Here is a 25,159-nt window from a genome sequence, read left to right as displayed (position 1 = left end):
CCCACGTGCGGCCGTCCTACGGGGCAGGTCGACGTGGGTCGACACATCAGGGCGTGGGTGCCAGCGATGCGGCCTCCCATGCAAACCCGTCCGGGTCGGTGAAAGGCCCGGCATCGCCGCCGATCATGAGCCGGTGCGATCCGGTGCCGTCGGGAGCGACGCCGACGTCCTTGGCAAGGGCACGGCGCCTGTACAGCGCCAGCTTGACGGGACTCGACCCAGCAGCGAACTCGACGTACATGCGGCCAAAGCTCTTCGCCACGGCGAGGCCGCGCTCGACGTAGAACCGCTTGCTCGCGGCCACGTCCGCGACTCCCAGCAGGAGCACGATCTCGTCGATCTGCCGGGTGGCCGGGCCGGTGTCCTTCTTCGCCGAGGTCGCGACCTTCCAGATCGTCCCGTCCGGGGCTTGTACGACACCGCCGTAACCCCAGAGCGACTTCGCGGCAGGCTTCAGCGGCGTGGCACCGGCGTCCAGGGCGGCGCCGATGAGGCCGTTGACGGTGGCCGGCTGGGACACGGTGAGCGCCAGCGTGAACCCACGGAAGCCGGTCGTCGGTGCCTCCGAGGCCCGCAGGCGTATCTGCGTGTCCAAACCGAAGGCGGCGGTGTAGAAGCGGTTGGCGGCCGTGGGGTCGGCCACGTCGAGGGTGACGGATTCGATGGATGCCATGGCCATCACGCTAGTTGCGGCTCGGCGACCGGCGCTTCTTGATTCCTGACCGGTCTTGTCACCTGCTTCGCCACACACGGCGGCATCCCCGCCGCAGCGCCCGTTGCGCGGCGCCGGTAGGCGCTGGGCGGCATGCCGACCAGTTCGGTGAAGCGGGTGCTGAAGATGCCCAGCGATGAGCAGCCGACCGCGAAACAGACCTCGGTGACGCTGAGGTCGCCACGACGCAGCAGCGCCGTCGCGCGCTCGATGCGCCGGGTCATCAGATAGGCGTACGGCGACCCGCCGTAGGCGAGCCGGAACTGGCGGCTGAGGTGCCCGGCCGACATGTTCACGCCGCGGGCGAGCGCCTCGACGTCCAGCGGTTGCGCGTACTCCCGGTCGATCCGGTCGCGGACACGGCGCAGTCGCGCGAGGTCGCTCAGGCGCTGCGCCGCGGCGAGTGCGCGCCCCCACGAGGGGTGACACATGAGAGAACTCCTTCCATCGATGTCCGCGAGCACCTGGGTTACCTGCCGAGGAGGCGGCGAGGTGCTCGATGACGATGACCGACTTGCCGGAGTCGACGAGCCGGTCGAGCAGGCCGAGCAACTGCTCGACGTCGGCCAGATGGAGGCCGGTGGTCGGCTCGGCGAGGATGTAGACGCCGCCCTTGTGGGCGGCCGGGGTGCGCGCCTCGCCCTCGGTGAAGAACGCCTCGGCCGGGCGGCCGACATCGCGAGCACCTCTACGATGGTGCGGCCGCCGAGGGTGTGCCCGAGGACAGCGGCCTGAAAGCGCTGGCCGCCGCATTCTTCGCAGGTGGTCGCGACGCCGGCCATCATGGCCGAATCGATGACCGGACGGCTCAGCGAAGCTCCTGGATGCGGACCAGGTTGCCCGCGGGATCGCGGAAGGCGCAGTCGCGGACGCCGTACGGCTGCTCTGTCGGCTCCTGGACGACCTCGGCGTCGCCGGCCTGCAGCTTCTCGAAGGTGCCGTCGAGGTCCCGGGTGGCCAGCAGGATCCAGCCGTAGGTGCCCTTGGCCATCATCTCGACGATGGTGCGGCGCTCGTCGTCGGTGACGCCGGGGTCGGCGGCCGGCGGCGCCAGGAGGATGGACGTGCCGGGCTGGTCGACGGGGCCGACCGTGATCCAGCGCATCTTGCCCTGTCCGACGTCGCTGCGGACCTCGAAGCCGAGGGCGTCGCGGTAGAAGGCCAGGGAGGCGTCCGGGTCGACATGCGGGAGGAAGCTCGTGTGAATGGTGATGTCCATGACGATCACGCTAAGTGCGGCTCCATGACCCGCACTTCTCGATTCCTGATCGATCTGGCCACTTGTTTCGCCACACACGGTTGCATCCCCGCGGCCCGGGCCGGCGTGACCGGCTGCCACGGCTAGTGCTCTGACCACAAACGTTGACCGGGTTGGTAGGGGTTGGGGAAAGTGTCGTAGGGGTGGTGTTGGCTTCGGTTCGTGCCTCGTCGTCGGGATCCCGCCGCCCCGCGGGTCGTGCACCGCACCGCGCGCGTCGCGTTGCGGGTGACGCCCGGGCAGCGGCGGCGGTGTTTCGGGCTGCTGCGCTCCGCCGGTGACCTGTGGGCGTGTGTGTTGGAGGCCAACACGTGGCGCCACCGCCGTGGCGACGCGCCACTGGTCGGCTATCAGCAGCTTTGCCGGGAGTTGGCCGCGTCGGGGCCGGGCACGTTCGCGGAACTGGATTCCACGGGTGCCCGGTCGGTGTTACGTCGGTTTTCGGATGCGTGGTTCACGGCGGCGAAACGCCGCAGCGCCGGCGACCTGTCGGCCCGGTTCCCGCGTCGCCGGCGGGGGTTGGTTCCGGTGCGCTGGTATCACGGCACGTTCACCCTCGACAGGCGCCGGGTCCGAATCCCCACAGCCAGAGGCACTACCCCGTTGTGGGTGCGCCTGGCGCGGGAGGTGCCGTATCCGGGCGAGCAGGTCCGGTCGATCACCCTGCTGTGTGAGGGAGGTCGGCTGTTCCTCGATGTGACCGCCGAGGTGCCGGTGGTGGTCTACCCGCCGGGTGAGGGACCGGATCCCGGCCGGGTGGCCGGGGTGGATCTGGGGATCATCCACCCCTACGCGGTGGCCGGCCCCGGCGGGGAGGGGTTGTTGGTGTCCGGGCGGGCGATCCGCGCCGAACACCGCATGCACCTGGCCGACACCAAGGGCCGGCATCGTGCCGTGGCCCGTCGGGGCCCGAAGCCGGGTGAGAAGGGGTCGCGGCGGTGGCGGCAGTACCGGCGTCGGGCACGCCTGGTGGAGGGCCGGCACCGGCGGCGGATCCGTCAGGCCCAGCACGAGGCCGCCCGCGGCGTCGTCTCGTGGGCGGTGCGGCAGCGGGTGGGTGTGCTGCACGTGGGCGACCCCCGCGGGGTGCTGAATCTGCCGGCGGGGCGGCGGCACAACCTGCGGTTGCGGCAGTGGCAGATCGGCCGGCTCCTGCAGGTCCTCACCGACAAGGCCACCCTGGCCGGTATCACCGTCCGGCTGGTCGACGAACGCGGCACCTCGTCGACCTGCCCCGCCTGCCGCAAACGTGTACCGAAACCTCGTGGGCGGACCCTGTCCTGCCCGCACTGCGGATTCTCCGGCCACCGTGACCTGGTCGCGGCGGCCAGCATCGCCACCCGTGTCCCGGGCGGCGGATCCACCACCCCGACAGCCGTTGCGCTGCCGCAGGTGGTCACGCACCGTCGAGCCGGCCGGCATCTCCCCGGTGCCGGCCGGTCCCGACGTGACCCCCGCCGCCCACCAGGGCGGCGCGAGGATCAGTTGGCCCGCGGAGGCCCGCCCCACCAACCGGTGGGGAGTCGCTCGCCCTCAAGGCGAGGATCCACAACACTCACCGCAAACCCCGGTGAACGTTAGTGGACACCGCACTAGGCTGCCCGGCATGGGATCGTCGGACGAGGCCGGGCTGCGCGGGTCGGGAGTGCTACGGCACGCCGCCCGGGAACGTGGGTGGGAGCCGGCCGGCGCCGGTGACCCGGACACGGCCGAGGCGATCGAGCGGCACATCGAGCACCACTTCGGACCGATCGCGTTCGTCTGGCACGAGCTGGCCTCCGACCTCGTCCACGTCGACGTGCACGTGGTCGCGCCCACTCCGGCCCGCCCGTTCCATACGTTGGTCACCTCCGGCATGAGCGACCTGCCGATGGCCGTCCCGCCAGCGGCCGGCGTCAGCCCGTACGCCGAGCTGATGCTGTGCCTGCCGCCCGACTGGCCGCTGACCGCGGAGGCGTTCCGGGACGACAGCGCGTACTGGCCGATCCGGCTGCTGAAGACGGTCGCCCGGCTGCCCCACGAGTACCACACCTGGATCGGGGAGTGGCACTCCGTCCCGAACGGCGACCCGGCCGAACCCTACGCGCCGGACACCCCGTTCGTCGGCGTCGCCGTAACCCCGATGCTCAGGTGCGCGCCGGACGCGCGGGTCGTCACGACCGGCGCCGGCAAGGAGATCTCCCTGCTCGCCCTCGTGCCCCTGCATCCCGCCGAGGTGCGGTTGAAGCTGGCCGAGGGCACCGACGCGCTGCTGGAGGCCTTCGACCGGGTGGCGGTCAGCGAGCTGTTCGACCCGGCCCGGCCGAGCAGCGTGTGACCCCGGCCGGGCGTGCCCGGGTGCTGACCCGCCTGGCCGACCGCCTGCGGAACCAGCGGGTGTCGCATCCCTTGCGGGTCGCCGTCGACGGTCCCGACGCCGCCGGGAAGACCCGTCTGGCCGACGACCTGGCGCACCTGTTGCGCCCGGAGCGGGACGTGATCCGGATCGGCGTGGACGGCTTCCACCGGCCGGCTGCGGTCCGCCGGCGTCGGGGTTCCCTGTCAGCCGAGGGTTACTACCTGGACTCCTTCGACCACAAAGCCATCATCGCGGAGGTCCTGCGACCGCTCGGCCCGGCCGGTGACGGCCGCTACCTGCCGGCCGCCTACGACCACCGCCTCGACAAGGCGGTGCCACCGTCGCACCGGCGGGCCACGCCGGACGCCGTCGTGCTCTTCGACGGCGTGTTCCTCCTGCGCCCCGAACTGTGGGACCACTGGGACGTGACGCTCTACCTGCACGTCGAGCCCGACGTAACGCTGCGCCGCGCCCTCGTCCGGGACCTCGACCTGTTCGGCTCGACCGCTGCGGTGCGGCAGCGTTACCGCGAGCGGTACCTGCCCGGGCAGGAGCTGTACCGGGCCGAGGCGCGACCGCTGGAGCGGGCGGACATCGTGCTCGGCATGGACGACCCGCTCGACCCGGTCGTGCTGAAGTGGGCGGACTGAGCCCGGGTCAGCTCCGGCGCCGGGCCTGGAGGGTGTACGTCTGCGCCAGCCGCCAGGGCCGGTCGGCCAGGCGCCACTCGCCGTGCGCGTCGCGGACCGTGGAGCCGGGCAGCGCGTCCCAGGGCGCGCTGTCGTGCTCGACCAGCATGGTGAGGTCCAGCCCCGCCTCGAGCAGGGCGGTGACCACCTCGCCGAGGCCGTGGTTCCACGAGTGCGAGACGGTGTGCTCGAAGGTCACCTCGGTCTGCACGTACGTCCCGGGCCCGTCCCACACGAGGGGCGCCGGCCGCTCGAAGTACGGGTACTCGACAGCGAGCGTGCCGTCGGGGCGGGGGTCGTCGAGGGTGGCGAGCATCGGGTGCCCCTCGCGGAGGAAGAGCCGCCCGCCGGGGCGCAGCAGGTCGGCGACGACACCGGCCCAGCGCCGGACGTCGGGCAGCCAGCACAGCGCGCCGATGCCGGTGTAGACGAGGTCGAAGCCGCCGCGTCCCAGCACCTCCGCCGCGTCGTGCACGTCGGCCTCGACGAAGTCGACCGCCGCGCCGGTCCGCTCAGCCAGGGCGCGAGCCTGGCCCAGGGAGGCACCGGAGAAGTCCAGGCCGGTCATCCGGGCCCCGAGCCGGTGCAGGGAGACCGTGTCGGTGCCGATGTGGCACTGCAGGTGCGCCCCGCGCAGGCCGGTGACGTCGCCCAGCCGGGACAGGTCGAAGCGGACCACCTCGCTGAGGTAACCGGGGTCGGTGAGGAAGCGGTCCACCGCGTAGTCCGGCGACGCGGCGTGGGCGGCGGCCCGCTCGTCCCAGCTGGCCCGGTTGATCGTGCGGTAGTCGGTCACCGACCGACCCTCGCACGGACGCGGCGGCCGGCTCAACGGAGATCCGCCTGGTAGGTTCGCTCGCCGTGACGGGGACAACGGGGGAACGGCTCGACGGGCGCTTCGCCCGGCTCTGGGCGGCCAGCACCATGTCGGCGCTGGGCAGCGGGATGGCCACCGTGGCCGCGCCGCTGTTCGTCGCCGCGAAGACCGACGACCCGTTGACCGTGTCCGCGGCCTCGGCGGTGGCGTGGCTGCCGTGGCTGCTCTTCGCCCTGCCCGGCGGCGTCCTCGCCGACCGGGTCGACCGGCGCCGGCTGATGGTCGCCATCGACTGGGTGCGCGTCGTCGCCCTGGCCGTGCTGACCGCCGCGATCGTCACCGGCCGGGCCGGCGTCGCCCTGCTCTACGCGGTGCTCTTCGTCGTCAACACCGGCGAGGTCGTGTTCCGTACCGCCGCTCAGGCGATGCTCCCGGCGGTGGTGCCCCGAGCGCGGCTGGAACGCGCCAACGGCTGGCTGGGCGGCGGCACCACGCTGGCGCAGGGCATGATCGCCGGTCCGCTCGGCGGTTTCCTCTTCGTGCTGGCGGCGAGCATCCCGTTCGGCGTCAACGCCGCCACGTACGCGCTCAGCGCCGTCCTCATCGGCCTGGTCGCCGGGTCGTACCGAGCAGGGTCCGGCCCGGAGCCGGGCGGGCGCCGCTCGGCCCGCGCGGAGGTCGTCGAGGGGTTCCGCTGGCTGATGTCGCAGCGGCTGCTGCGCACCATGACCCTGCTGATCGGGCTGCTCAACGTCACCCTCACCGCCGCCATCGCGGTGCTGGTGCTGCTTGCCACGCAGCGGCTGGGCCTCGGCTCGGTCGGCTACGGCGTGCTCTTCACCTGCATGGCGGTCGGCGGGCTGCTCGGCTCGGTGGTCGGCGACCGACTGGTCGCCCGGATCACCGCCACCTGGACCATCCGGATCGGGCTGCTGATCGAGGCCGGCCTGCACCTGGCCCTCGCGGCGTCCCGCAGCGCGGTGGTCATCGCGGTCGCGCTCTTCGCGTTCGGGGTGCACGGCGCGCTGTGGAACATGGTGTCGAACTCGATGCGCCAGCGGTTGACCCCGGCCGCGTTGCAGGGGCGGGTGGGCAGCACCACGCTCTTCATCGCCGCCGGCGGCAACTGCCTGGGCGCGCTGCTCGGCGGGGTGGTCGCCGCCCGGTTCGGGTTGACCGCGCCGTACTGGGTGGGGTTCGTGGTCGCCGTGGCGGTGACCGCGGTGACCTGGCGGGTCTTCGACCGGTCGACGGTCGCCGCCGCGTACGCCGACCCCGCGCCCGCGCCGGACGACCGCCCGGCCGCCGTCGCCTAGCGGGCCGACGGAAGAAGGGCCATGGTCAGGCGAGCGGCGGGACGGGCAGCACCACACCCTCGGCGGCGGAGCGGTGCGCCAGCTCGATCAGCGTGACGGTGGCGACCGCGTCGCGCGGGTCGACCGGCATCGGCGTGCCGTCGCGCAGCGCCGCCGCGACCTGGGCGTAGAAGTCCTGGTAGCGGCCCGGCTCGGTGGGCACCGGGCGGAGGTCGCCGTCGGCGCCGAGCTGGCCGTACCCCTCGGGCGGGACCTCGCCCCAGCCCGGCTTGTCCGGTCGGCCGCCGTCGCGCAGCGCCGCCTCCTGCACGTCCAGCCCGTACGTGGTGTAGCCGGCGCGGTCGCCGAGGACCCGCATCCGCGGCCCGAGCTGCGGGGTCACCGCGCTCATCCACAGGTGCGAGCGGACGCCGCGGGCGTGGGTCAGCGCGACGAACGCGTCGTCGTCGACCTCGGCGCCGGGACGGCGGCGGTCCACCTCCGCGTAGACGCGCTCCACCGGGCCGAAGAGCTGGACGGCCTGGTCGACCAGGTGCGCGCCGAGGTCGAACAGCGCGCCGCCGGCCTCGCCGGGCGCGGCGCTCTCCCGCCAGCCCGGCTTGATCGCCGGCCGCCAGCGCTCGAACCGCGACTCGAAGCGGCTCACCCGCCCCAGCTCGCCCGCCTCGACGAGGCGGCGGACCGTCAGGAAGTCGCCGTCCCAGCGGCGGTTCTGGAACACGGTCAGCGGCACCCCCCGGCGGGCCGCCTCGTCGACCAGCGCGCGGCTCTCCGCGGCGGTGGGGGCGAGCGGCTTGTCCACCACGACCGGGAGCCCGGCCGCCAGCGCCGCCCGGGCCATCGGCGCGTGCTGCCGGTTCGGCGTCGCCACCACGACCAGGTCGAGGGTGTCCGCGGCGCGCCACAGCTGGTCGGCGTCGTCGAGGAGCCGGGCGTCGGGGTGCTCCTGGCGGGCCTGCTCCCGTCGCTCCGGGTTGGCCGTGACGATGGCGTCCAGCCGCAGCCCGGGGGTCGCGGCGACCAGCGGGGCGTGGAACACCCGCCCGGCGATCCCGTACCCCAGCAGCCCCACTCGCAGCGGCGCCTGCGCCATGCCGTCCCCCCGTTCCTCGGTGATTCCCCGAATCTACGCGCCGCCCGGGGCGCGGGTCGGCGGGTCCCCCGGTGGGCGGCGGCCGGGGGTGTGGCAGCGTGGCGGGGTGGACGCATCCCCGGTCGACGTCGACCTCGCGCTGGTGGGCGGCGGCGGCGCCGCCTCCCTGGTGCTGGCCGCCCTCGACCGGCACGGGGTCTCCGGGCTGCGGGTGGCCGTGGTCGACCCGGTGCACAAGCGCGGCCAGGACCGCACCTGGGCGTTCTGGGGCGCCCCCGGCAACGACCTCGACCCGCTGCTCAGCGCGAGCTGGTCGCGGGTCGACGTGGTCACGCCCGCCGGCCGCCGCGTCCTGTCGCTCGCCCCGCTGCGGTACGCCATGCTCCGCTCGGCCCCGGTCTACGACCGGGCTGCCGAGGCCGGACGCCGCCTCGGCGCGATCCGGATCGGCGCGGCGGCCGGCGCCCTCGACGACGACGGTCACCGGGTGGCGGTCCGCGACCCCGACGGCCGGGTGCTGGCCCGGGCCGGCTGGGTGCTTGACTCCCGGCCCCGCCCGCCGGCGCGGCCCGGCCGGACGAGCTGGTTGCAGCACTTCCGTGGCTGGTGGCTGGAGGCCGACACGCCGACGTTCGACCCCGACCGGGCGGTGCTGATGGACTTCCGCACCCCGCAGCCCGCCCGGGGGGTCTCGTTCGGCTACGTGCTGCCGGTCAGCGACCGGTACGCCCTGGTCGAGTACACCGAGTTCGCACCCGACCTGCTCACCGACGCCGGGTACGACGCCGCGCTGCGCGGCTACCTCGACCTGCTCGGCCTCGACCCGGCGGTGCTGCGGGTCCGGGAGGTGGAGAACGGGGTGATCCCGATGACGGACGGCCCGTTCGTCGCCCGCCCCTCGCCCCGGGTGGTCCGGCTCGGCACCGCCGGGGGCGCCACCCGCCCCTCCACCGGCTTCACCTTCTCGGCGATGCACCGCCAGGCCGAGCAGGTCGCCGCGGCCCTCGCGGCGGGTCGGCCACCGGTGCCGCGGGCCGCGTACCCCGGACGTCACCTGTGGATGGACGCGGTGGCGCTGCGCGCCCTGGACCGGGGGCACGTCGGCGGGGTGGAGTTCTTCGACCGGCTCTTCGACCGCAATCCGGCCGGGCGGGTGCTGCGCTTCCTCGACGGGTCCACCTCGCCGGGGGAGGACCTGGCGGTGATGCGGTCCAGCCCGCTGCTGCCGATGGCCGGCGCGGTGCTCGGCGACGCCGTCGGCCGGCTCCGCGCCCGGCTCCGCCGCCCCTCATGAGGTGACGTCCAGCAGCAACAGCGGGGCGGTGCTGGACTCGCGGCTACCGTAGCTGCTCGACGAGGCGCCGTTCGAGGTCAGACCGACGGTGAACGTGCCGTTCCCGCTGACCAGGGGCGTGATGTCGAGGGTGGCCCAGGTGCCGGTCGTCGTCCGACCGGTGGCGGCGATCGACGTGTCGTCGATGAGGGGGGCGTTGTTCCAGTTCGTCAATGCCTCCGACCACGTCGAGTCCGCGACAGGGCGGACCACGAAGCCGCTGGACGAGCCGGCCGCGACCCAGACCTTCAGGCGCGCTCGAAGCACCACGCCGGTCTGCCCGGACACCGTGAACTTCAGATAGGCGTTCGTGGCCGGATCTCCGTCGACCCGCAGGACCGTGGCGCTCCCGTATCTGCTCGTGGGGCTGGACGCCTTGACGTAGGTGTCCGCCACCGCCAGGACCGGCGTGGCGGCTGGCGTGGTGACCAGGGCCGGCGCGCTCGGGCCGGAGAAGTTGCCGGCCGCGTCGAAGGCGGAGACCAGGTACGTGTAGGAAGTCTCCGAGAGGGCCGTGGTGTCGGTGAAGGTCGGGCCCGTGGTGGTACCGAGGATCGTGCCGTCGCGGTAGACCATGTACGCGGCCACGCCGACGTCGTCCGTCGCGGGCCCCCACGACAGCTCGACCCGGTTGGGTCCGGTGGCCGAAGCCTGCAGGTTGGTGGGCGCCGTGGGTGGGCTGGAGTCGGCGGCGGTGACGGTCACCGGGTTACTGGGGCCGGAGACGTTCCCCGCGGCGTCGACAGCGGTGACCAGATACGTGTGTGACGTGCCGGTGGTGCCGACCGTGTAGTCGGAGAAGGTCCGGTCCGGCGAGATCCCCGCCAGGAGGTTTCCGTCGCGGAACACCTGGTACTGCGCGACCCCGACGTTGTCGGTCGACGCGTCCCAGGCGAGGCTGACCGCGCCTGGCTCCACGCCGGTGACCCTCAGGTTCGGCGGGGCCGACGGTGCCAGCGTGTCGCGCACCGCGGTGACGACGTTGGATTCGGCGCTGGCGTTCGCGGCCGCATCCAACGCGCGCACGGTCCAGGTGTGCGACTCGTCCGCCGGGACGGCGTTGTCGGCGTATGTCGCGTCCGTCACGGTCGCCACCACCACGCCGTCGCGCAGCACCGTGTACCCCGTGACGCCGACGTTGTCCGTCGCCGGGGACCAGGTGAGCGTGACCGCATCCGGGGCGGCTGCGGCGGTGAGCCCGCCCGGAGCGGTAGGAGGCGTGGTGTCCGGGCCGAGGGTCGTCACGGCCACCGGTGGGGTGCGGGTGGAACGGTTTCCGGCGGCGTCGACGGCATCGACCGTGTATTCGTACCGGGTCGCGCCGGCGACGGAGGCGTCCGTCCACGAGGTCGCGGTCGCGGCCAGGTCGGCCACAGCGGTGCCGTCGCGGTAGACGCGGTAGCCGGTCACGCCATAGTTGTCGGTCGCACCGTTCCAGACAAGACTCACGGACGGGGTCGGGTTCACGGTCGCGGTCAGGTCGGCGGGTGGGGTCGGGGCCAGCCCGTCGGCGCCCTTGCAGGAGACGGTCGACGAGTCGACGAGGGTCGTGCCGGTGGCGCCCGCCGCGTGGTACCGCACATCGGCGCGGTTGCCGAAGAGTTCCATGCGCACCGCGCCGTAGCTCTTGTTCGTCTTGACCACCCGGGCGTCCGAGCTGGCGAAGCCCTGACTCGAGTGGCCGCCGCCGCCCACCACGAGTTCGACTATGCCGTCGCCGGCGAGCTCGCCGCCTGCGCCCATGGGCGCCCACCGCTGGTAGTTGTGGTCGTGTCCGGTGACGAGCAGGGTGACGTGGTGGGAGGCCATGAGGTCCCACATGGCCTGCATCCGTGGCGCGGGGTCCTCGGACCCGACCGAGAAGAGGGGATGGTGCCAGAACACCACCGTGCACGGGCTGCGGTTGGCGGCGAGGTCCGCCGCGAGCCACTCGTACTGCGGCGTGCCCGGCGCGACCTTGTTGTAGTTGCTGGTCGAGTCGATGGCGATGAAATGCCAGCCGTTGGCGTCATAGCTGTAGTAGTGCGGAATGTTGTCCCAGAAGTGGAAATAGCCCTCAGCCACCGAACCGTTGTATTCGTGGTTCCCGATGACCGGAGTGGTGACGCCGCGCAGCCGACCGTAGAATGCCGTAGCGCCCCCGTACCAGTTGTTGAACTCCGTCAGGGTGCCCTCTTCGTACACGTCGCCGAGGTAGAGGAAGAGGTCAGGGTCCCACCCGACGAGTGCGTTGGTGACGTTCACCGCGTTGGTTTCGCCGCCGGCACCGTCGCCGACGGCGGCCACCACGAAGGGTTCCTGCGGACCGCGAGCGTGGATGGGCGGGACCGACCATTGCCGGGTGTTCGGCGGGGTGGTGGCGTTGCCGTTGGCGAAGGTGGCGGTGATGACTGCCGCCGGGGTGACGTACCCGTCGCGCATCTTCGCCGAGACGGCGAGCGCGTATTCGCCGTCGGCGAAGTCGGCGGTGGACAGGGTGAACTGGTGCGGCGACTGGAAGTCCGTGAGCAGGTGCTCGCCGTCCAGGGTCCACTCCGTCTTGGCGACGCCGGGGCTCGTGCCGACCGTCACGTTGACGGTCGCCGTCACGAGGGTGTCGCCCACGATCGTGCTGTCACTCGACGGCTGGGTGAGGCAGACCAGCACGGTGTAGAGCCCGCCCGGCGCGTTCGACGTTTGACAGGTGGGGGAAGCGCTTTCCGCGCGGCCGCTCAGGGACAGGTTCAGTCCGGCGGCAATGAGCACAGCGACGACTGCGGACGCGGCCCTGGGACGGGTCGCTCTGCCTAGGTTCATCGGGAGTCCTCTCCCTGTTCAGCGGCTGGCTGAGGGGTAGATGGTGCCGGTGCCGACGTCTCGGATCGGACCGACGAGGTTGCCGGTGAGCACGTTGTCCGGGCCGACCACGGTCGAGTGGCACAGCGTCGAGGCGATGTTCAGGCCGTACTTCTGCGTCCTGGTGGTCTGGTCGTCGGTCGCGAGGTTGCCCCACACGCGGTTGCCGTCACAGGAGACCGCATCCGTCGAGGTGATACGGATGCCATCGCGGCCGGACGTGTCGTCGGAGCTGTCGGTGATGGTGTTGCCGGTGATCTCGTTGTCGTCGCCGCTGGTCACGTTGATGCCGTCCTGGCCGGCCTGGGTGATCGTGTTGCCGGCGACGACGTTGCGGGTGGCCTTCTTGTTCGGCTGGTCCGCCGTGGGCGAGGACTTGTTGATCTGGATACCGTGCCCGCCGACGTCGGTGATGCGGCAGCCGGTGATCGTGTCGCCGCTGGACGCGAGCAGTTCGATCCCGTCGCCGGGGACGCCGACGACGACGCAGTCCCGGACGGTGTTGCCCGTGGACGTCCAGTCCGCGTTCTTGCCGTCGAACACGATGCCCCGACCTCGCGCGGCGGTCACCTTCACCCGCTCCACGAGGACGTCGTTGCCCTCGTCGAAGTCGAGCGCGTCACTGGTGGACCGGGTCGGACCACCGGCCGAGACGGTCAGGTCCCGGACCGTGACCCCGAACGCGCCGGTGAAGTTGAAGGGTTCGGTGTCGCTGGCGGTGCTGCTGTAGTTGCGGATGACCGTCTCGTCGACGCCGGCGCCAGCGAACGCGATGTCGGAGATCTGCACGAGTTTGAAGTACTCGGCGCCGAGCTCGAACACGCCGGCGGCGAACTGCACCGTCCCCCCACCGGTCTCGTTGAGGTCGCTTACGGCGCGCTCCACCACGAACTTCAGGCTCCCGGCGTACGTCTGTCCGGTGGTCTGGGAGACCGCCTGGTAACCGCCGGAGGTGGCGGTGACGACGAACGGTGAGGGAGACGACGGCGCCGGCACGAGCAGTTGGGGCTTGTTCGTGCCCTCGCGGCTGGTGATCCGGACGGCGGTGTCGTCGGTGGTGGTGAGAGCGATGGTGACCGGGCCGTCGTCGGGCACCATCGCCGACACGTTCAGCGACACCCAGGTGCCGGCGCTGATCGGACCGCTGGCGTCCACCGCGGCGCCCACGGCGGGCGCGTTGGTGTAGGTGACGGTGGTCTCGCCCCAACCGTTGTCACTGACCTGGTGCGCCTCCACTCCGGCGCGGAGACTCGACTCCGCGTAGAACCGCAGCACCGCCGACGCGCCGGGCTCGACGCCCTGGACGTCGAAGCGGAGATAGGTCACCTGCCGGGGGGAGGCATCGGCCTTGAGGTAGACCTTCGAGCCAAAGTTGGTGCCCGGGTCGGCGCTGGTGACGAAGGTGTCGGCCACCGGGATGAAGGCGGACGCGGCGTGGGCTGGCTCCCCGATGGTCAGCGTCGCCGCGACGAGCAGGGCGACCAGGGCGGCTCTGCCCACCGTCGCCCGACGGTGCGTCCGTGACATGGAATCCCTCCTGACAAGAAAATGTGGGCGTGGAACTAGCGGAGCCGCGCGCACGGCAATGCCGCGCCCTCCCCAGGAGCGGATCGTCATCAGAGATCGGCGAAACTACCCTCCGTTCCGGCGCCGGATGGGCGGTCGCGAGGGGCCGGCGTGGAGCGACGTCGTTGGAAGGCCACGCCGAGCGGTAACAGCACCACCGCCGCGCCGGCGACCAGGAGCGCGCCCCAGGCGCTCAGCCCCCAGTGGGCGCCGTCGCCCGGCTCGCTGCTGTCCACCGGTACGTCCACGTCGACGCCCACCCCGAGCAGGTCGGCCAGCACGTTGATGTCGGCGGCGCCGAAGCGTTCGCTCGGCTCGATGTGGGTGTTCTCGCTGAACTCGTTCCAGCTGATCACCCCGAGCGCGTCGGGTTGGGAGAGGCGCGCCGCGGCGAAGGAGGCCCGCAGGGTGTCACCCGCGCGGCGGGGGACCTCCCGCTTGCCGCCGACCAGGCGGGCGTCGAATCCGGGCGTCACCGGGGCGATCCACAATCCGCCCCGCCGGTGCACGGCCTGGGCCATCGCCGCCAGCTTCCGCCCGGTGGTACCGGTCACCGGGTCCACCGAGGACCAGTAGTAGGCCTGCCCGTCGAGCGCAGCCTGACTCGATTCGACATCCTCGAGGCTCTTGGCGTTGCCGAGGACCAGCAGCTTGCCGCGTACGCCGCCGACCGTTTCCTTGATCTGCTCGGCGGTGAAGCGGTCGCTGCCGGTCCAGATCACCACTGGCCGGCCGAAGATGTCGAAGACGGGGTCGGTGGCGTAGCGGGTGGCGAAGAACGACAGGTCCGTCCGGACGGTGTCGAACGCCAGCGGGGTGCGGGAGAAGTCGAGCCCCTGGTACACGATGCCCAGGCGGAACTTCTCCTCCCGAGCCACCTCGACCAGCTTGGCCAGGCGCTCGTCGAGCTGCGGCGTGTGTTTCCACGACACCAGGAACCCGTTGATGCCGGCGGTCTTCGCCATCCGCACGTGCCGCCGCATGATCTCGGCGTCGTCGCTGGAGTATCGCCCGAGCAGCGGGTAGTCGATCTTCGCCCGGTTCCAGGACGTCGGGTTGAACCAGATGTAGTAGTAGGCGAGGACCGGGACGGGAGCCACCGACGGGTGGGGGGCGTCCCGCCGGTGGCCCACCTCGGCGTGCGCCGTCCCCGGCGGCAGCAGGGCGATCGCGAGCGCGGCGAGCAGCAGCAGCAGGGCGACTCCGCCCCGGGCCGGTGCCGGCCGCCGGTCGTCCCCGGCCTGAACCTGCTGTTGGCGTGCGGCCGCGGATTCCGTCCGCAACCGCCTGCGGTGCCGGGATCGGGGGCGCCGTGCCCGGGTCACGGCCATCAGGACGCTGCCGGCGCGGCGCAGCCGGCCGAGCAGATGCGGCCGTCCGAGCAGGACCAGGCCCACCGCGACGACCAGCACCGCTACCGTCACCAGGGTCAGGTCGGCCGGGCTGATCACGGTGAGCGTCACCTCCTGGTCCTTGCTGATGCTGACCGGACGTCCGAACGACACGCCGCCGCCGAAGACGGTGATCGTGTACGTGCCGCGCGGCAGGTCGGGCACCAGGGCCGTGCCGTCCCGGCCGAACGGCAGCCGCTGGACGCCGCCGTCGGCGCGGGTGAGCTCGATGCCGTCGCCGACCTGCTGGGTGAAGAACATGTCGGTCGCCGAGAACGAGACCCGGAAGAAGAGCAGCTGCACCACCCACGCCTGCTGCTCCCACGGCACGAACCGCTGTCCCGCGCGGTTGACCACCGAGGTGCCGTCGACCATCGCGCTGTCGACCACGTAGTAGAGCTGCTTGGACGCCAGGCCCTGCGGGCCCTGCTGGGTGCGGCTCTCCGAGACCCAGCGGGGCTGGGCCAGCTCGGCGCCGCTCAGGTCGTGGATCTCGCCGGTGTTGCTGCGCAGCCGCATGGCGGTGACCCGGTCCACGGGCACCGTGTTGCCGAAGCGGTCGATGAAGCTCCAGGAGACCAGCCGGGCGGTACGCAGACCCAGCTCCACGACCTTGCCGCGCACGCCGGCATCGGCGTTCCCGCGGAAGCGGTCGAAGACGACCTTGCGGTCCCGGCTGATCCGGGTCTCCGGGACGACGACGCGCTTGTTCAGGTCGATGAAGTTGCGGACGTGGACCCGGATCCGGCCCTTGGTGTCGGACGTGGCCACCTCCCCGTCCACCTTCACCACCACGCCGGGCAGCGGGGGCACCGTCTGCAGGTGCAGCGTTCCCGGCTGCGCCGAGGCGGGCCGCGCAGCTGCGGCGGTGGGTAGCACGACCACCGTCAGCACGGCCGCGAACAGCGACAGGACGACCGCCCGCGCGATCCGCCGGGTCACGTCCATCGCCGCCGCCTGAGTGCCGCGGCGCCGACCAGCGCCGCCACGAGGCTGCCCGTGACGGCGTACGAGGCGTACACCGGGACCGGGTCCGGTCTGGTGACGACAGGGGCCGTGCGTTCGGTGCTGAGGAAGGCCGCCGGCCGCGGCGGTCGATCGAAGTCGAAGGAGTCGAGGAACGTGTCCGCCTTGCGATCCCGGTCGGCCAGCGGCTTCAGCCGCCAGTTGACCTCGATGAACTTGAGCACCGAGGTGAAGTCCAGTGTGGTGGATTCGACGTGGCCGCGTCGGGCGTACGGGCTCACCAGCAGGGCGGGCACCCGGAAGCCGTATCCGTAGGAGTCGACCTGGGGAGGCGCGACGTGGTCGTACCAGCCGCCCCAGTCGTCGTAGGACCACAGGAAGGCCGAGGAGTCCCAGTTCGGTGAGCGCATCAGTTGGGTCAGCAGCGTCCGGACGAGGTTCTGACCGGCACGGATGCTGCCGGGCGGATGCTCACTGTCGCCGGCCGGGGCGATGAAGGAGACCGCGGGCAACTGGCCCTTGGCGGCGTCCTCGTAGTACTCGTCCAGGTCCACGATCTTGCCGAACAACCGCGGGTCGTCAACGTAGCGCGCGTAGGCGAGCAGCGGCACCCAGATGACCTGCGCCCCCCGGTCGATGTCCTCTTCACTGCTGCGGGACCGGAACGTGATCGTGGGGTCGTAGTTCTCCACGTAGAACTTCCAGCTGATCCCGGCGGCCTCCAACCGGTCGAAGATGGTCGGGATGTCGCCCCAGCCCTCCTTCGGGATGGACTCCGAGGCGCCGGTGGCGCCCGGACCGCCGGTCACCCGGAACATGTGGTTGCGGATGCTGCCCGAATTGGACGAGCTGAAGAAGCGGTCGAAGAGCACGTACTCGTCGGCGACGTTCCAGTAGTACGGCAGGTCGCGGTCGTCGTAGTAGGCCATCGCGAGCTTGCCGTCCTTGCCCTGCGTACTCACTCCCTCGACGAAGCCGTCCATCCGGCCCTTGTTGTACTGCACCCGGAACGCCTCCGCGGTGTGGTCGAGGTCGAGGCTGCCCAGCTCGCCCAGGTGGAAGGGCTTGACGCAGGGCTCGGCCTGGCCCCGGCGCACCGGCATGCAGGTGCCCGAGGGGATCCCGTCGACGCCGGGTCGGGTGCCGAAGTAGTTGTCGAAGGTGTGGTTCTCCTGCATCAGGAAGACGAAGTGGTCGATCGGTGTGGTGGGGCTCGGCGGGGGGGCCGTCCGGGGAGCGGCGTGCGCGGCCGCGGCCGGGTTCGCGAGCGCCAGCAGGCAGGCGACCAGCAGCGCGCGGGTCAGCAGGCGACGGGCGCGGCTTCCGTGCGGGCGGGTGGGGTCGGTCATGGACGCACCTCGTAGATGATGACCACGGGAACCGGGACCCGAGCCCCCGTGGAGTCGGTCCCGTCGACGTACTCGGTGTGCACGACGCGCCCGTGGTAGCGGCGGATCAGGACCATCAACCGCTCGGAGAAGAATGCCGAGCGTCCGGCGGAGAACGAATCCCAGACGACGTACTGCAGATCGTTGTGGCGTAGCCACCAGTCGGGGTTGGGCAGCGGCGCGTACGACGGGTTGCGCCGCAGCGGGTTCGGGCTGACCGAGAGCCCGTAGCTGCGGCGGTGGCCGTAGTACTGGATGATGTTGGCCATCGAGGGGCCAAGGGTGAGCACGACCGACCCCTGCGGCGTGTTCGCTGCCAGCCACCGGCCGGCCTCCCGGCCCCCCGGCACCCCGCCGGACCCGGCGAGGAAGGTGGCGTTGTCGGCCCGGTTGACCGCGTTCCAGCTGGGGACGAGCAGGCTCAGGGTGACCACCGCGATCACCGCCGTCCGCGCCGCACGTACCGCGTACGACGGCCCGGCGTCCGGTGACCGGACGGCCCGGCGGAGCAGGCGGCCGATCCGTTGGGGTACCGGTAGCGCGGTCAGCGCCCGTGCGGCGAGCACCGCCACGGGCGCGGCGGCGGGCAGCAGGTACTGGAAGCCCTTGACGGGCCACAGCTGGAAGAACACCACCGGTGCGGCGATCCACGACAGCAGCAGCGTCTCCCGCCAGGAGCGCCGCCGGCGCAGCCACCACAGGCCGCCGACGGCGGCGGCCACCACGAGAAGCCCCATCGCCGTCGGCACGGTCTCGAGGTAGAACCCCATCGAGTGGTTGGGCCGCCGGAACAGCTGCCACACGAGATAGCTGCGGCCGGTTTCGGTGCGCCCGGCCAGCGCCTGCGAGACCGGGTGTGTCGCGAAGACCACCGCCATCGGGGCGAGGGCCAGCAGCGACATCCGCACCGGCCGACGCACCGCCGGCGTCAGCGCCAGGAACGCGTAGACACCGCCGGCCAGCACGATGCTCGTCTCCTTCGTCAGCATCGTCACGCCCAGCATTGCGCCGGCCGCGACGTACCAGAGCACCTGCTGGCCCTGGACGAAGCGCACCAGGCAGTACAGGGTGAGCGTCGCGAACAGGACCATCGGTCCGTCCAGGAGGACCTGGCGGGTGACGACCACGTGGTACGGCATGACGGCGATGAGCAGCGCCGCGACCAGCCCGACGCGCCGGCCGTAGAGCCGGGCACCCAACAGGTGGACGGCCAGCACGGTCGCCACGCCCAGCACCGCCACCACCACCCGCCCGGCCACGTCGACCTCGCCGGTGCGGAAGAACGGCGACAGGAGGGTCTGGAAGAGCATCGGATGGGCCCGGAAGACCGGGAAGAACGGCGAGTAGTTCGGGTTGCCGGCGAGCGAGGCGGCCTGCCCGGCGTAGACGGCCTCGTCGCTGTTGAAGCCGAGGGCGTCCAGCTGCCACACCCGCAGGAGCAGCGCCAGCGCCGCGATGCCGACGAGGGCGCCGTGCGCCGCCCACCGGCGCCACCAACGTTCCTGGCCGGTGCCCCCGGGCCGCGACGCCGGCAGGGCTGACGGATGGTCGACGGGGCGGAGCACGACCGTCGTCGCGCAACGGTCGTGCTCCACCTCCTCCACCGAGGATCGGGTCACGCTCACGCACGAGCTCCGCTCGGAGCCAGCGCCCCACTCCACCGCGGCCAGGCCGGAAGTACCGCCGTCTGCACGGTAGGCGCATCCCCGCGTTCCTCCCGCAGCAGGCGCGGGATCTCGTCGGCCCATCCGAACCTGTCCGAGGCCACCACCCGGCTGCGGATCTGGGACAGGAAGCCGGTGAGGATCTCCCGCTCCCGTTGGCGCAGTTGCGCGTACCCCTGCTCGCCGATGGTGATCGCGGGCGCCAGGTAGCGGAACGGCGGGAACCCGTACGCGTCGTCGGTGTTCTGGATCATCCGCTCCAGCGTCTCGGCATGGTCGAGGTCGCTGATCCGGGGCGTGCCGCGCTCGATGATGAACAGCTCCTCCACCTGCGTGGTGGTGCCGATGCGGCAGGGAACCAGCCGGTCGACGCTGTACTTGGGCGGCGGGACGAGCCGCTGGGTGATGGCGTTGATGCCCATGATCGGCACGTTGAACCGGCTCAGGGTCAGGGCCAGCGACCGGCCGCCCTTGGAGTGCAGCCGGCTCTGGAACTGCAACCGGCGCCACTCGGCCGGGGTCAGGTCCTGGGCCTGCACGGCGCGCAGGGTGTGCGCGCTGATGGTCAGCGGCTTGGGGAAGCACGTCGCGATGCCGTCGGGGCTGATCAGGGTCATGTCGTCGGAGAGGAAGAGCCCGCCGTGGTCGCGCAGCAGGCGCAGCACCGTGGCCGTCTTGCCCGTGTCGGTGAGGGCGGAGAGCATCACCCCGACGCCGTTCAGGCTGACGCACGCCGAGTGCAGCAGCATGTGACCCCGCGACACGAGCACGAACCGCAGCAGCGCTTCGATGATGTTGGTGTAGACCACGTGCGGTGAACGGGCGAGCAGCGGACCGACCTGGATGTCGATCGGCGAGCCGAGTTGGATCCGGAAGTTCGCGCCCAGCCGGCCCAGGTGCTCCTCGTACCGCAGGACGGACTGGTTGGCGTACTCGGTCATGGCGGCCCGGCGCCGCGGCCCCCGGCCTCCCACGTCACTGACCCGCACCGCGATGTCGACATCCGAGTCGGCGATCCACTGGGCGCGGAAGAACTCCAGCTCCGGCAGCATGATCTGGGACCCGATGGTGACCACCCCGGCCACGTCGTACCGGTACTTGAGGTACTGGTACCGCTTGCGGGACGGGGTGGCGGCGGCCTCGGGGGCCTCCAGGTTGACGAGCATGCGTACGGGATCGCGCCGGCCGGTGCTGCCCCAGGCGTAGATGACCCGGTCGTTGACCAGGAACCGGACGAGGAACAGTGCGACCAGCGTGAGCGCGTTCGCCGTCAGGATTCCGACGCCGGCCCAGACCAGGGCCTGCAACATCGGCAGGCGCAACAACAGCAGCAGATTGTTCAGCAGGAAGAAGCGGCCCGCTCGTCCGGCCAGGGAGCCCTGTCGGTTGCGCCGGTAGATGAGGGCGTCGACGAGGACGAAGTTCCACGCCGTCGAGAGCTGGGTCGCCAGTGTGGCGCCCAGCAGGTGGTGCAGGTTGGCCGGCTCGTAGAAGAACCACAACGCGGCCGTGTTGACCACCAACCCGGACAGTCCGACGAGTCCGAAGGCGATCATCCGGCCGAGCTCCCGCAGCCGGTCCCGGGCGGCGGCCGGGCCTTCGCGCATCTGGCCGACCAGCCGCTGACTGCGCAGCCGCCACAGGTGCCGCAGGAAGGTCAGCCCCTCCCGCACCGACGCCTTGGAATGGCCGGCGTGCCGGGGAGCCATCTCGTATGCGACTTCCGCGACCCGGGCGCCGGGGTGGCGGACGAGCAGTTCCAGCAGGACCTTGAAGCCGATCGGGTTCACGCGGTCCAGGTCGACGGCGGCCCGGCGGAAGGCGAACAGGCCGCTCATCGGATCGGTGATGGTGTTCAGGCGGCGCGGGAACAGGCTCTTCGCCAGCCGGGTCGCCCACGACGAGGTGGCCTCGCGGGCGGTGCCGCCGAGCCCCTCGTTGGAGCCCTCCCCGGCGTAGCGGGTGCCGACCACCACGTCCACGTCGTGCCGCAACGCGATGCCCGCCAGCATGCCGGCCGACTCCGGCGGGTGCTGGAGGTCCGCATCCATCACCAGGATCCACTCGCCGCGGGCGTGCCGCGCGCCGAGCACCACCGCGCCGCTCAGCCCACCGGTGCGCGCGCTCGGCGGCCGGTGCAGCAGCCGTACGGCGACCGGGGCGTCAGCCGCGTGCCGGGCCAGAACGGCCGGCGTGTCGTCCTCGCTGTCGTCCACGACGATGATCTCCGCGTGGAGCGGCTCGAGAGCCGGGCCCAGTCTGGACAGCAGCGCGGGAATGTTCTCCGCCTCGTTGCGGGTCGGCACGATGACGCTCAAGCGGACCTGCTGGTCCGATGCGGGACGGTGCAGATAGTGCGGTGCGAGGTCTGACTCGTGCCCGTTCTGGCGTCGCCGGAGTTCGCTGCCCGGATTTCCGGGCTCTTCGTCGTCCTTACCAATCGACGCTGTCTCTGCAACCTCGGTCATTCGACCCTCCATCAGTTGCGCTTCTGGGCAGTAACGAGCCGCCGGATATCCGGCTCAGGAACGGGCGGAAGAAGCGTGCCGTACGGGAAATGTGCGCCGGACCGACACTGGTTCGGCGTCAACGCGATCGGAATTGACGGGGTGGCCGCGGGTTTCGTCAGAGGTTACGAAAGGTGAACATGACGTGTCCAACACTCAACGAGTCGTGAACGCGACAGGAACGCGCACGGAAATTCAGCCGTTCGGCCACCCCGCCCACCTGCGCAGACTGCGGAGTGATCATCGCCTGCTGCGCTGAGTAATCGTCGGGCGACGCCGGCGAGGGCGCTCCGCGGGTCGTCCCGGTGGGGCGGACGCCTTTTCATTCAAGGGTGTCCGACATCGGAGCGACCGGATCAGTGGGCCGCGGTGCTGCCATCCGCGTTCACTGAACGCGACGGCCGGGGAATTGTCTCAGTGGAGCCCGGGTGACCGTTCGGTTGAACGCCCGCCTCCGGAAAGCGCTGTCGCCGTCCACCGGGTAACTCGAACATGTTCACCGAATGATGTGCTGCGTCGGCCGGTCCGGCGCGGGCTCTGATGTCCGAGCGGACCATTGAGGACCGGGCCGCTCGGTACGGTCCGGTATCCGATCGGCGGGACCGACCACCTCGACGGGCCTGATCGACCCGAACGCGTTGCCTTCGCGGGGCGCGGAGGTGCTGATTTGGCGGCGAATCGTCCGTGGGGGAGCGGCGGACCCGCCACACCGGAGGGAGCCGGGCATCCTCAGCACCCACCCCGGGGCCGCCCCGCCCCGGTCCACTCAGGCCGATCCGGCGATCACCCGTCACGGATGAGCGTCCGCAGGCCCTCCATCGGGTCCCCGTCGCCCGCGCCGAGCCGGTTGCGCACCGCGACCAGCTCGCCGGGCGCCCAGCGCGGCCGCGCCGCCGCGACCAGCGCGCACATCCGCTCCCAGTCGGCGAAGCCGGCCGGGGTCACGTCGGCGGGCAGCGCCGGCACCCCGGCGGTGTGGGTGAGCGCGTGCCGCAGGCCGTACGCGGGTCGGGTGGTCCCGCCAGCCGGCGTACCCGGTAGGTTGCGGGCATGGTGGAGGCGGCGGCCGGCAGGGTCGTGGAGATCTGGACGGACGGGGCGTGCAGCGGCAATCCCGGCCCCGGCGGCTGGGGCGTGCTGCTGCGCTGGGGCGACCACGAGCGGGAGCTGTGCGGCGGGGAGGCGACGCCGACCACCAACAACCGGATGGAGCTGACCGCGGCGATCCAGGCGTTGGAGAGCCTGACCCGGCCGGTCACCGTCCGGCTGCACACCGACAGCACGTACGTGCGCAACGGCATCACCAGTTGGCTGGCCTCGTGGAAGCGCAACGGCTGGCTGACCGCCGCGAAGCAGCCGGTGAAGAACGCCGACCTGTGGCAGCGGCTGGAGGCCGCCTGCGCCCGGCACGACGTGACCTGGCTCTGGGTGAAGGGGCACAACGGCCATCCGGAGAACGAGCGGGCCGACGCGCTGGCCAACCGGGGCATGACCGAGGCCCGGGCGGAGGTGGCCGCCGTCCGGTGAGGCGACGGGTTGTGTCGAGTCCGGGCGATGGGTAACGTAGTGGATCGATCTCGTTACCGACAGTCGCCGCCCGGAGGTCACCCGCTGGACGCGGCGGAGCGGCACCGCTTCCAGGGGCCCGTCACCCGGGTCCGGCTCCGGGTCGGGTCACTCCTCGGCGTTGGGGTCCCCGGCGCCCGAGACGGCGTCGACGTCGTAGCCGGCCCGGCTGGTCTCCCGGGCGGGTCGCGCCTCCTCGGCCGGCAGGTCGGCGAAGTCGTCGCCGGTGTCGTCGGTGGAGCGCAGGGAGTCGCCCGGTGCCCGCAGCGACGCCTGGTACGCGGTCGCACCGTCCGGCTCGTCGGTCTCCGCCCGGCCGAAGGAATGCTCACTCGTCATGTCGCCCTCCTGCCCGCGTCCGGCGACGGCAAACGTCGTCCGGCCGGGGCCGATCAGCGGGGCGCGTCGGGGTGCCCGGCCATGCCGGAGCCGCCCGAGCTGCTGCCCGCGGCGCCGCCGGCCACCCCGGAGCCGTCGTCCTCGGTGACCACGTCCGGCTTCGGCGCGCCGTCGTCCGGCGCCGGGACGTCGGTGTCCGCCCCGACCTGGACCAACCGGGCCTGACCGGCCTCGTCCTCGGCGTGCGCCGGATCGACCGGTTGCTTGCCCTGCCGTGCCCGATATCCCACGGTCGCCTCCCTGGTGCCGCCGACGCAGTGATGGCGGCGGCAGTTCCGGCTACCCGACGGCACCGCGGCGAAACGTCACCGCCCACGGCGGCGGGGGTCAGCGCCGGCGGCGCGCGTCCGGGCGTCCGGTCCGGGGGCGGGCCGGCGTCACCGTGAGCGACCAGTGCGCGGGGCGGCGCAGTGCGGCGGGCAGGGCCGTACGGTGATCGCCGCCGGCCGCGTCGAGCTGCGACTGGTGCAGGAAGAGGCAGCCGCTCAGGTCGGCCCCGCGCAGGTCCGCCCCGCGCAGGTCCGCGCCGGTCAGGTCGGCCGCGCCGAGGTCCACGCCGCGCAGGTCGGCGCCGATCAGGCAGGCGCCGCGCAGGTTCGTCCCGGCCAGGTCCGCCCGGCGCAGGTCCGCCCCGATCAGCACCGCCCCGCGCCGGTCCGCGCCCGCGTGGCCGGCCCGGGCCCGCTCCCCGGCGCGGGAGAGCAGCGCGTTGACCCGACCCCGGTGGGCGTCCACGTCGAGGGCGAGCAGCTCCTCCGGGGTGCCGTCGGTGAGCCGACCCGTCTCCTCCAGCGCCCGGGTCAGGTCGTCGCGCAGCGGACCGGGCGGGGTCAGGGCCAGCGCCTCGGTCAGGTACCAGAGCAGTTCGTGCAGCGGCCGCATCACCGCGAAGGTGTCGAACATCCGGCGCGCCGTCGCCGGGTCGGTCCGCCAGTCCCGCCCGCCGAAGGTGACCTGGGCGACCTGCTGGCCGGCGCCGAAGCAGTCGAAGACCGTGCAGCCGGGAAAGCCGCGCTGGCGCAGGTCGCGGTGGATGCCGCAGCGGGAGTCCGGACCCAGGTTCGGGCAGGGCTGCCCGGCGGGCTTGTCGAGGGCGAAGTCGGCGGAGGCGGAGAAGGCGGGCGCGACGCAGCAGAGCCCGAAGCAGCGCGCGCAGTCCGCGCGCAGCTCCCGTCCGCCGACGGTCGCCGACGACTGCTCTTCCGTCTTGCCCGCCACGCTGAACCGGCCTCCCGCCGCTCGGAGTCGCTGAGGGTGCCCGCGGCGAGGTGGCCGCGACCGGACCCATTCTCCGCCCACCCGCCGGAGGCGATCCCGGCGG

21 protein-coding genes and 1 pseudogene are annotated in these 25,159 nt (G+C 72.2%); 6 read left to right on the top strand and 16 right to left on the bottom strand.

Annotated features, from left to right (window positions below):
• Positions 1–46: 46 nt before the first annotated feature.
• From ACTWO6_RS18045 to ACTWO6_RS18030, 4 genes and pseudogenes are all read right to left on the bottom strand, one after another.
• A complete protein-coding gene (locus ACTWO6_RS18045) occupies positions 47–673 on the bottom strand; it encodes a glyoxalase (protein ID WP_446214996.1) in 627 nt (208 codons plus the stop codon).
• A gap of 5 nt (positions 674–678) precedes the next feature.
• Positions 679–1,143 carry a helix-turn-helix transcriptional regulator gene (locus ACTWO6_RS18040; protein WP_446220692.1) on the bottom strand — a complete coding sequence of 155 codons (465 nt, stop codon included), beginning with the start codon at positions 1,141–1,143 and terminating at the stop codon, positions 679–681.
• A gap of 43 nt (positions 1,144–1,186) precedes the next feature.
• Positions 1,187–1,506 (bottom strand): annotated as a pseudogene (locus ACTWO6_RS18035) (excinuclease ABC subunit UvrA); the annotation flags it as partial.
• Positions 1,507–1,520: 14 nt separating this feature from the next.
• A complete protein-coding gene (locus ACTWO6_RS18030; RefSeq protein ID WP_446214995.1) occupies positions 1,521–1,931 on the bottom strand; it encodes a VOC family protein in 411 nt (136 codons plus the stop codon).
• Between the two features lie 201 nt (positions 1,932–2,132).
• Here ACTWO6_RS18030 and ACTWO6_RS18025 point away from each other — a divergent pair, with 201 nt between their 5' ends.
• The 3 genes from ACTWO6_RS18025 to ACTWO6_RS18015 are packed head-to-tail and all read left to right on the top strand — an operon-like array spanning position 2,133 to position 4,958.
• Positions 2,133–3,551, top strand: coding sequence for an RNA-guided endonuclease InsQ/TnpB family protein (locus ACTWO6_RS18025; protein ID WP_446214994.1), 1,419 nt, complete (start codon positions 2,133–2,135; stop codon positions 3,549–3,551).
• A gap of 25 nt (positions 3,552–3,576) precedes the next feature.
• Entirely contained in the window at positions 3,577–4,287 is a 711-nt protein-coding gene (locus ACTWO6_RS18020) for a suppressor of fused domain protein (RefSeq protein ID WP_446214993.1), read from the top strand.
• A gap of 59 nt (positions 4,288–4,346) precedes the next feature.
• Entirely contained in the window at positions 4,347–4,958 is a 612-nt protein-coding gene (locus ACTWO6_RS18015) for a uridylate kinase (protein ID WP_446214992.1), read from the top strand.
• A 7-nt stretch (positions 4,959–4,965) separates the two neighbouring features.
• Here ACTWO6_RS18015 and ACTWO6_RS18010 read toward each other — a convergent pair whose 3' ends face one another.
• Positions 4,966–5,793, bottom strand: a complete 828-nt coding sequence (locus ACTWO6_RS18010) for a class I SAM-dependent methyltransferase (protein ID WP_446214991.1) — start codon at positions 5,791–5,793, stop codon at positions 4,966–4,968.
• A gap of 65 nt (positions 5,794–5,858) precedes the next feature.
• On the opposite strand from ACTWO6_RS18010, the gene ACTWO6_RS18005 reads away from it, so the two are divergent.
• On the top strand, positions 5,859–7,130 hold the full coding sequence (locus ACTWO6_RS18005) for an MFS transporter (protein WP_446214990.1): 1,272 nt from the start codon (positions 5,859–5,861) through the stop codon (positions 7,128–7,130).
• 25 nt (positions 7,131–7,155) lie between these two features.
• Here ACTWO6_RS18005 and ACTWO6_RS18000 read toward each other — a convergent pair whose 3' ends face one another.
• Positions 7,156–8,223, bottom strand: a complete 1,068-nt coding sequence (locus tag ACTWO6_RS18000) for a Gfo/Idh/MocA family protein (RefSeq protein ID WP_446214989.1) — start codon at positions 8,221–8,223, stop codon at positions 7,156–7,158.
• Between the two features lie 88 nt (positions 8,224–8,311).
• On the opposite strand from ACTWO6_RS18000, the gene ACTWO6_RS17995 reads away from it, so the two are divergent.
• Complete coding sequence (locus ACTWO6_RS17995) at positions 8,312–9,517, top strand: lycopene cyclase family protein (protein WP_446220691.1); 1,206 nt, start codon at positions 8,312–8,314, stop codon at positions 9,515–9,517.
• Here ACTWO6_RS17995 and ACTWO6_RS17990 read toward each other — a convergent pair.
• The 7 genes from ACTWO6_RS17990 to ACTWO6_RS17960 form a co-directional block, all read right to left on the bottom strand.
• Entirely contained in the window at positions 9,512–12,352 is a 2,841-nt protein-coding gene (locus tag ACTWO6_RS17990; protein WP_446214988.1) for a CBM96 family carbohydrate-binding protein, read from the bottom strand. The two genes, ACTWO6_RS17995 and ACTWO6_RS17990, sit on opposite strands and share 6 nt — an antisense overlap.
• A gap of 18 nt (positions 12,353–12,370) precedes the next feature.
• Positions 12,371–13,918 (bottom strand): CBM96 family carbohydrate-binding protein, encoded by a 1,548-nt coding sequence (locus tag ACTWO6_RS17985; protein ID WP_446214987.1) that lies wholly within the window; start codon positions 13,916–13,918, stop codon positions 12,371–12,373.
• Between the two features lie 89 nt (positions 13,919–14,007).
• A complete protein-coding gene (locus ACTWO6_RS17980) occupies positions 14,008–16,296 on the bottom strand; it encodes a hypothetical protein (RefSeq protein WP_446214986.1) in 2,289 nt (762 codons plus the stop codon).
• The gene (locus tag ACTWO6_RS17975) at positions 16,287–17,663 is read right to left on the bottom strand and encodes an alkaline phosphatase family protein (protein WP_446214985.1); all 1,377 of its coding nucleotides are present in this window, start codon (positions 17,661–17,663) and stop codon (positions 16,287–16,289) included. Before ACTWO6_RS17975 ends, ACTWO6_RS17980 begins: the two co-directional genes overlap by 10 nt.
• Entirely contained in the window at positions 17,660–19,327 is a 1,668-nt protein-coding gene (locus ACTWO6_RS17970) for an ArnT family glycosyltransferase (protein WP_446214984.1), read from the bottom strand. The genes ACTWO6_RS17975 and ACTWO6_RS17970 overlap by 4 nt, the downstream gene beginning before the upstream one ends.
• Positions 19,324–21,684, bottom strand: coding sequence for a glycosyltransferase (locus ACTWO6_RS17965; protein WP_446214983.1), 2,361 nt, complete (start codon positions 21,682–21,684; stop codon positions 19,324–19,326). The genes ACTWO6_RS17970 and ACTWO6_RS17965 overlap by 4 nt, the downstream gene beginning before the upstream one ends.
• Before the next feature lie 972 nt (positions 21,685–22,656).
• The gene (locus ACTWO6_RS17960) at positions 22,657–23,031 is read right to left on the bottom strand and encodes a serine hydrolase (protein ID WP_446214982.1); all 375 of its coding nucleotides are present in this window, start codon (positions 23,029–23,031) and stop codon (positions 22,657–22,659) included.
• Between ACTWO6_RS17960 and rnhA the strand changes: the two genes are divergently transcribed.
• Positions 22,924–23,400, top strand: a complete 477-nt coding sequence (gene rnhA / locus ACTWO6_RS17955) for a ribonuclease HI (protein ID WP_446214981.1) — start codon at positions 22,924–22,926, stop codon at positions 23,398–23,400. The two genes, ACTWO6_RS17960 and rnhA, sit on opposite strands and share 108 nt — an antisense overlap.
• A 147-nt stretch (positions 23,401–23,547) precedes the next feature.
• On the opposite strand, the gene ACTWO6_RS17950 is transcribed toward rnhA, so the two are convergent.
• The 3 genes from ACTWO6_RS17950 to ACTWO6_RS17940 all read right to left on the bottom strand — a co-directional run bounded on the left by ACTWO6_RS17950 (position 23,548) and on the right by ACTWO6_RS17940 (position 25,056).
• Complete coding sequence (locus ACTWO6_RS17950) at positions 23,548–23,778, bottom strand: hypothetical protein (RefSeq protein WP_446214980.1); 231 nt, start codon at positions 23,776–23,778, stop codon at positions 23,548–23,550.
• Positions 23,779–23,831: 53 nt separating this feature from the next.
• Positions 23,832–24,068, bottom strand: coding sequence for a preprotein translocase YidC (locus ACTWO6_RS17945; protein ID WP_446214979.1), 237 nt, complete (start codon positions 24,066–24,068; stop codon positions 23,832–23,834).
• 97 nt (positions 24,069–24,165) lie between these two features.
• Entirely contained in the window at positions 24,166–25,056 is an 891-nt protein-coding gene (locus ACTWO6_RS17940) for a pentapeptide repeat-containing protein (protein ID WP_446214978.1), read from the bottom strand.
• Between the last annotated feature and the right edge of the window lie 103 nt (positions 25,057–25,159).

It is taken from the genome of Micromonospora sp. IBHARD004, assembly GCF_052814115.1.
Note: the sequence above shows the minus strand (reverse complement) of the source record. Positions and strands in the feature narration are given on the sequence as shown.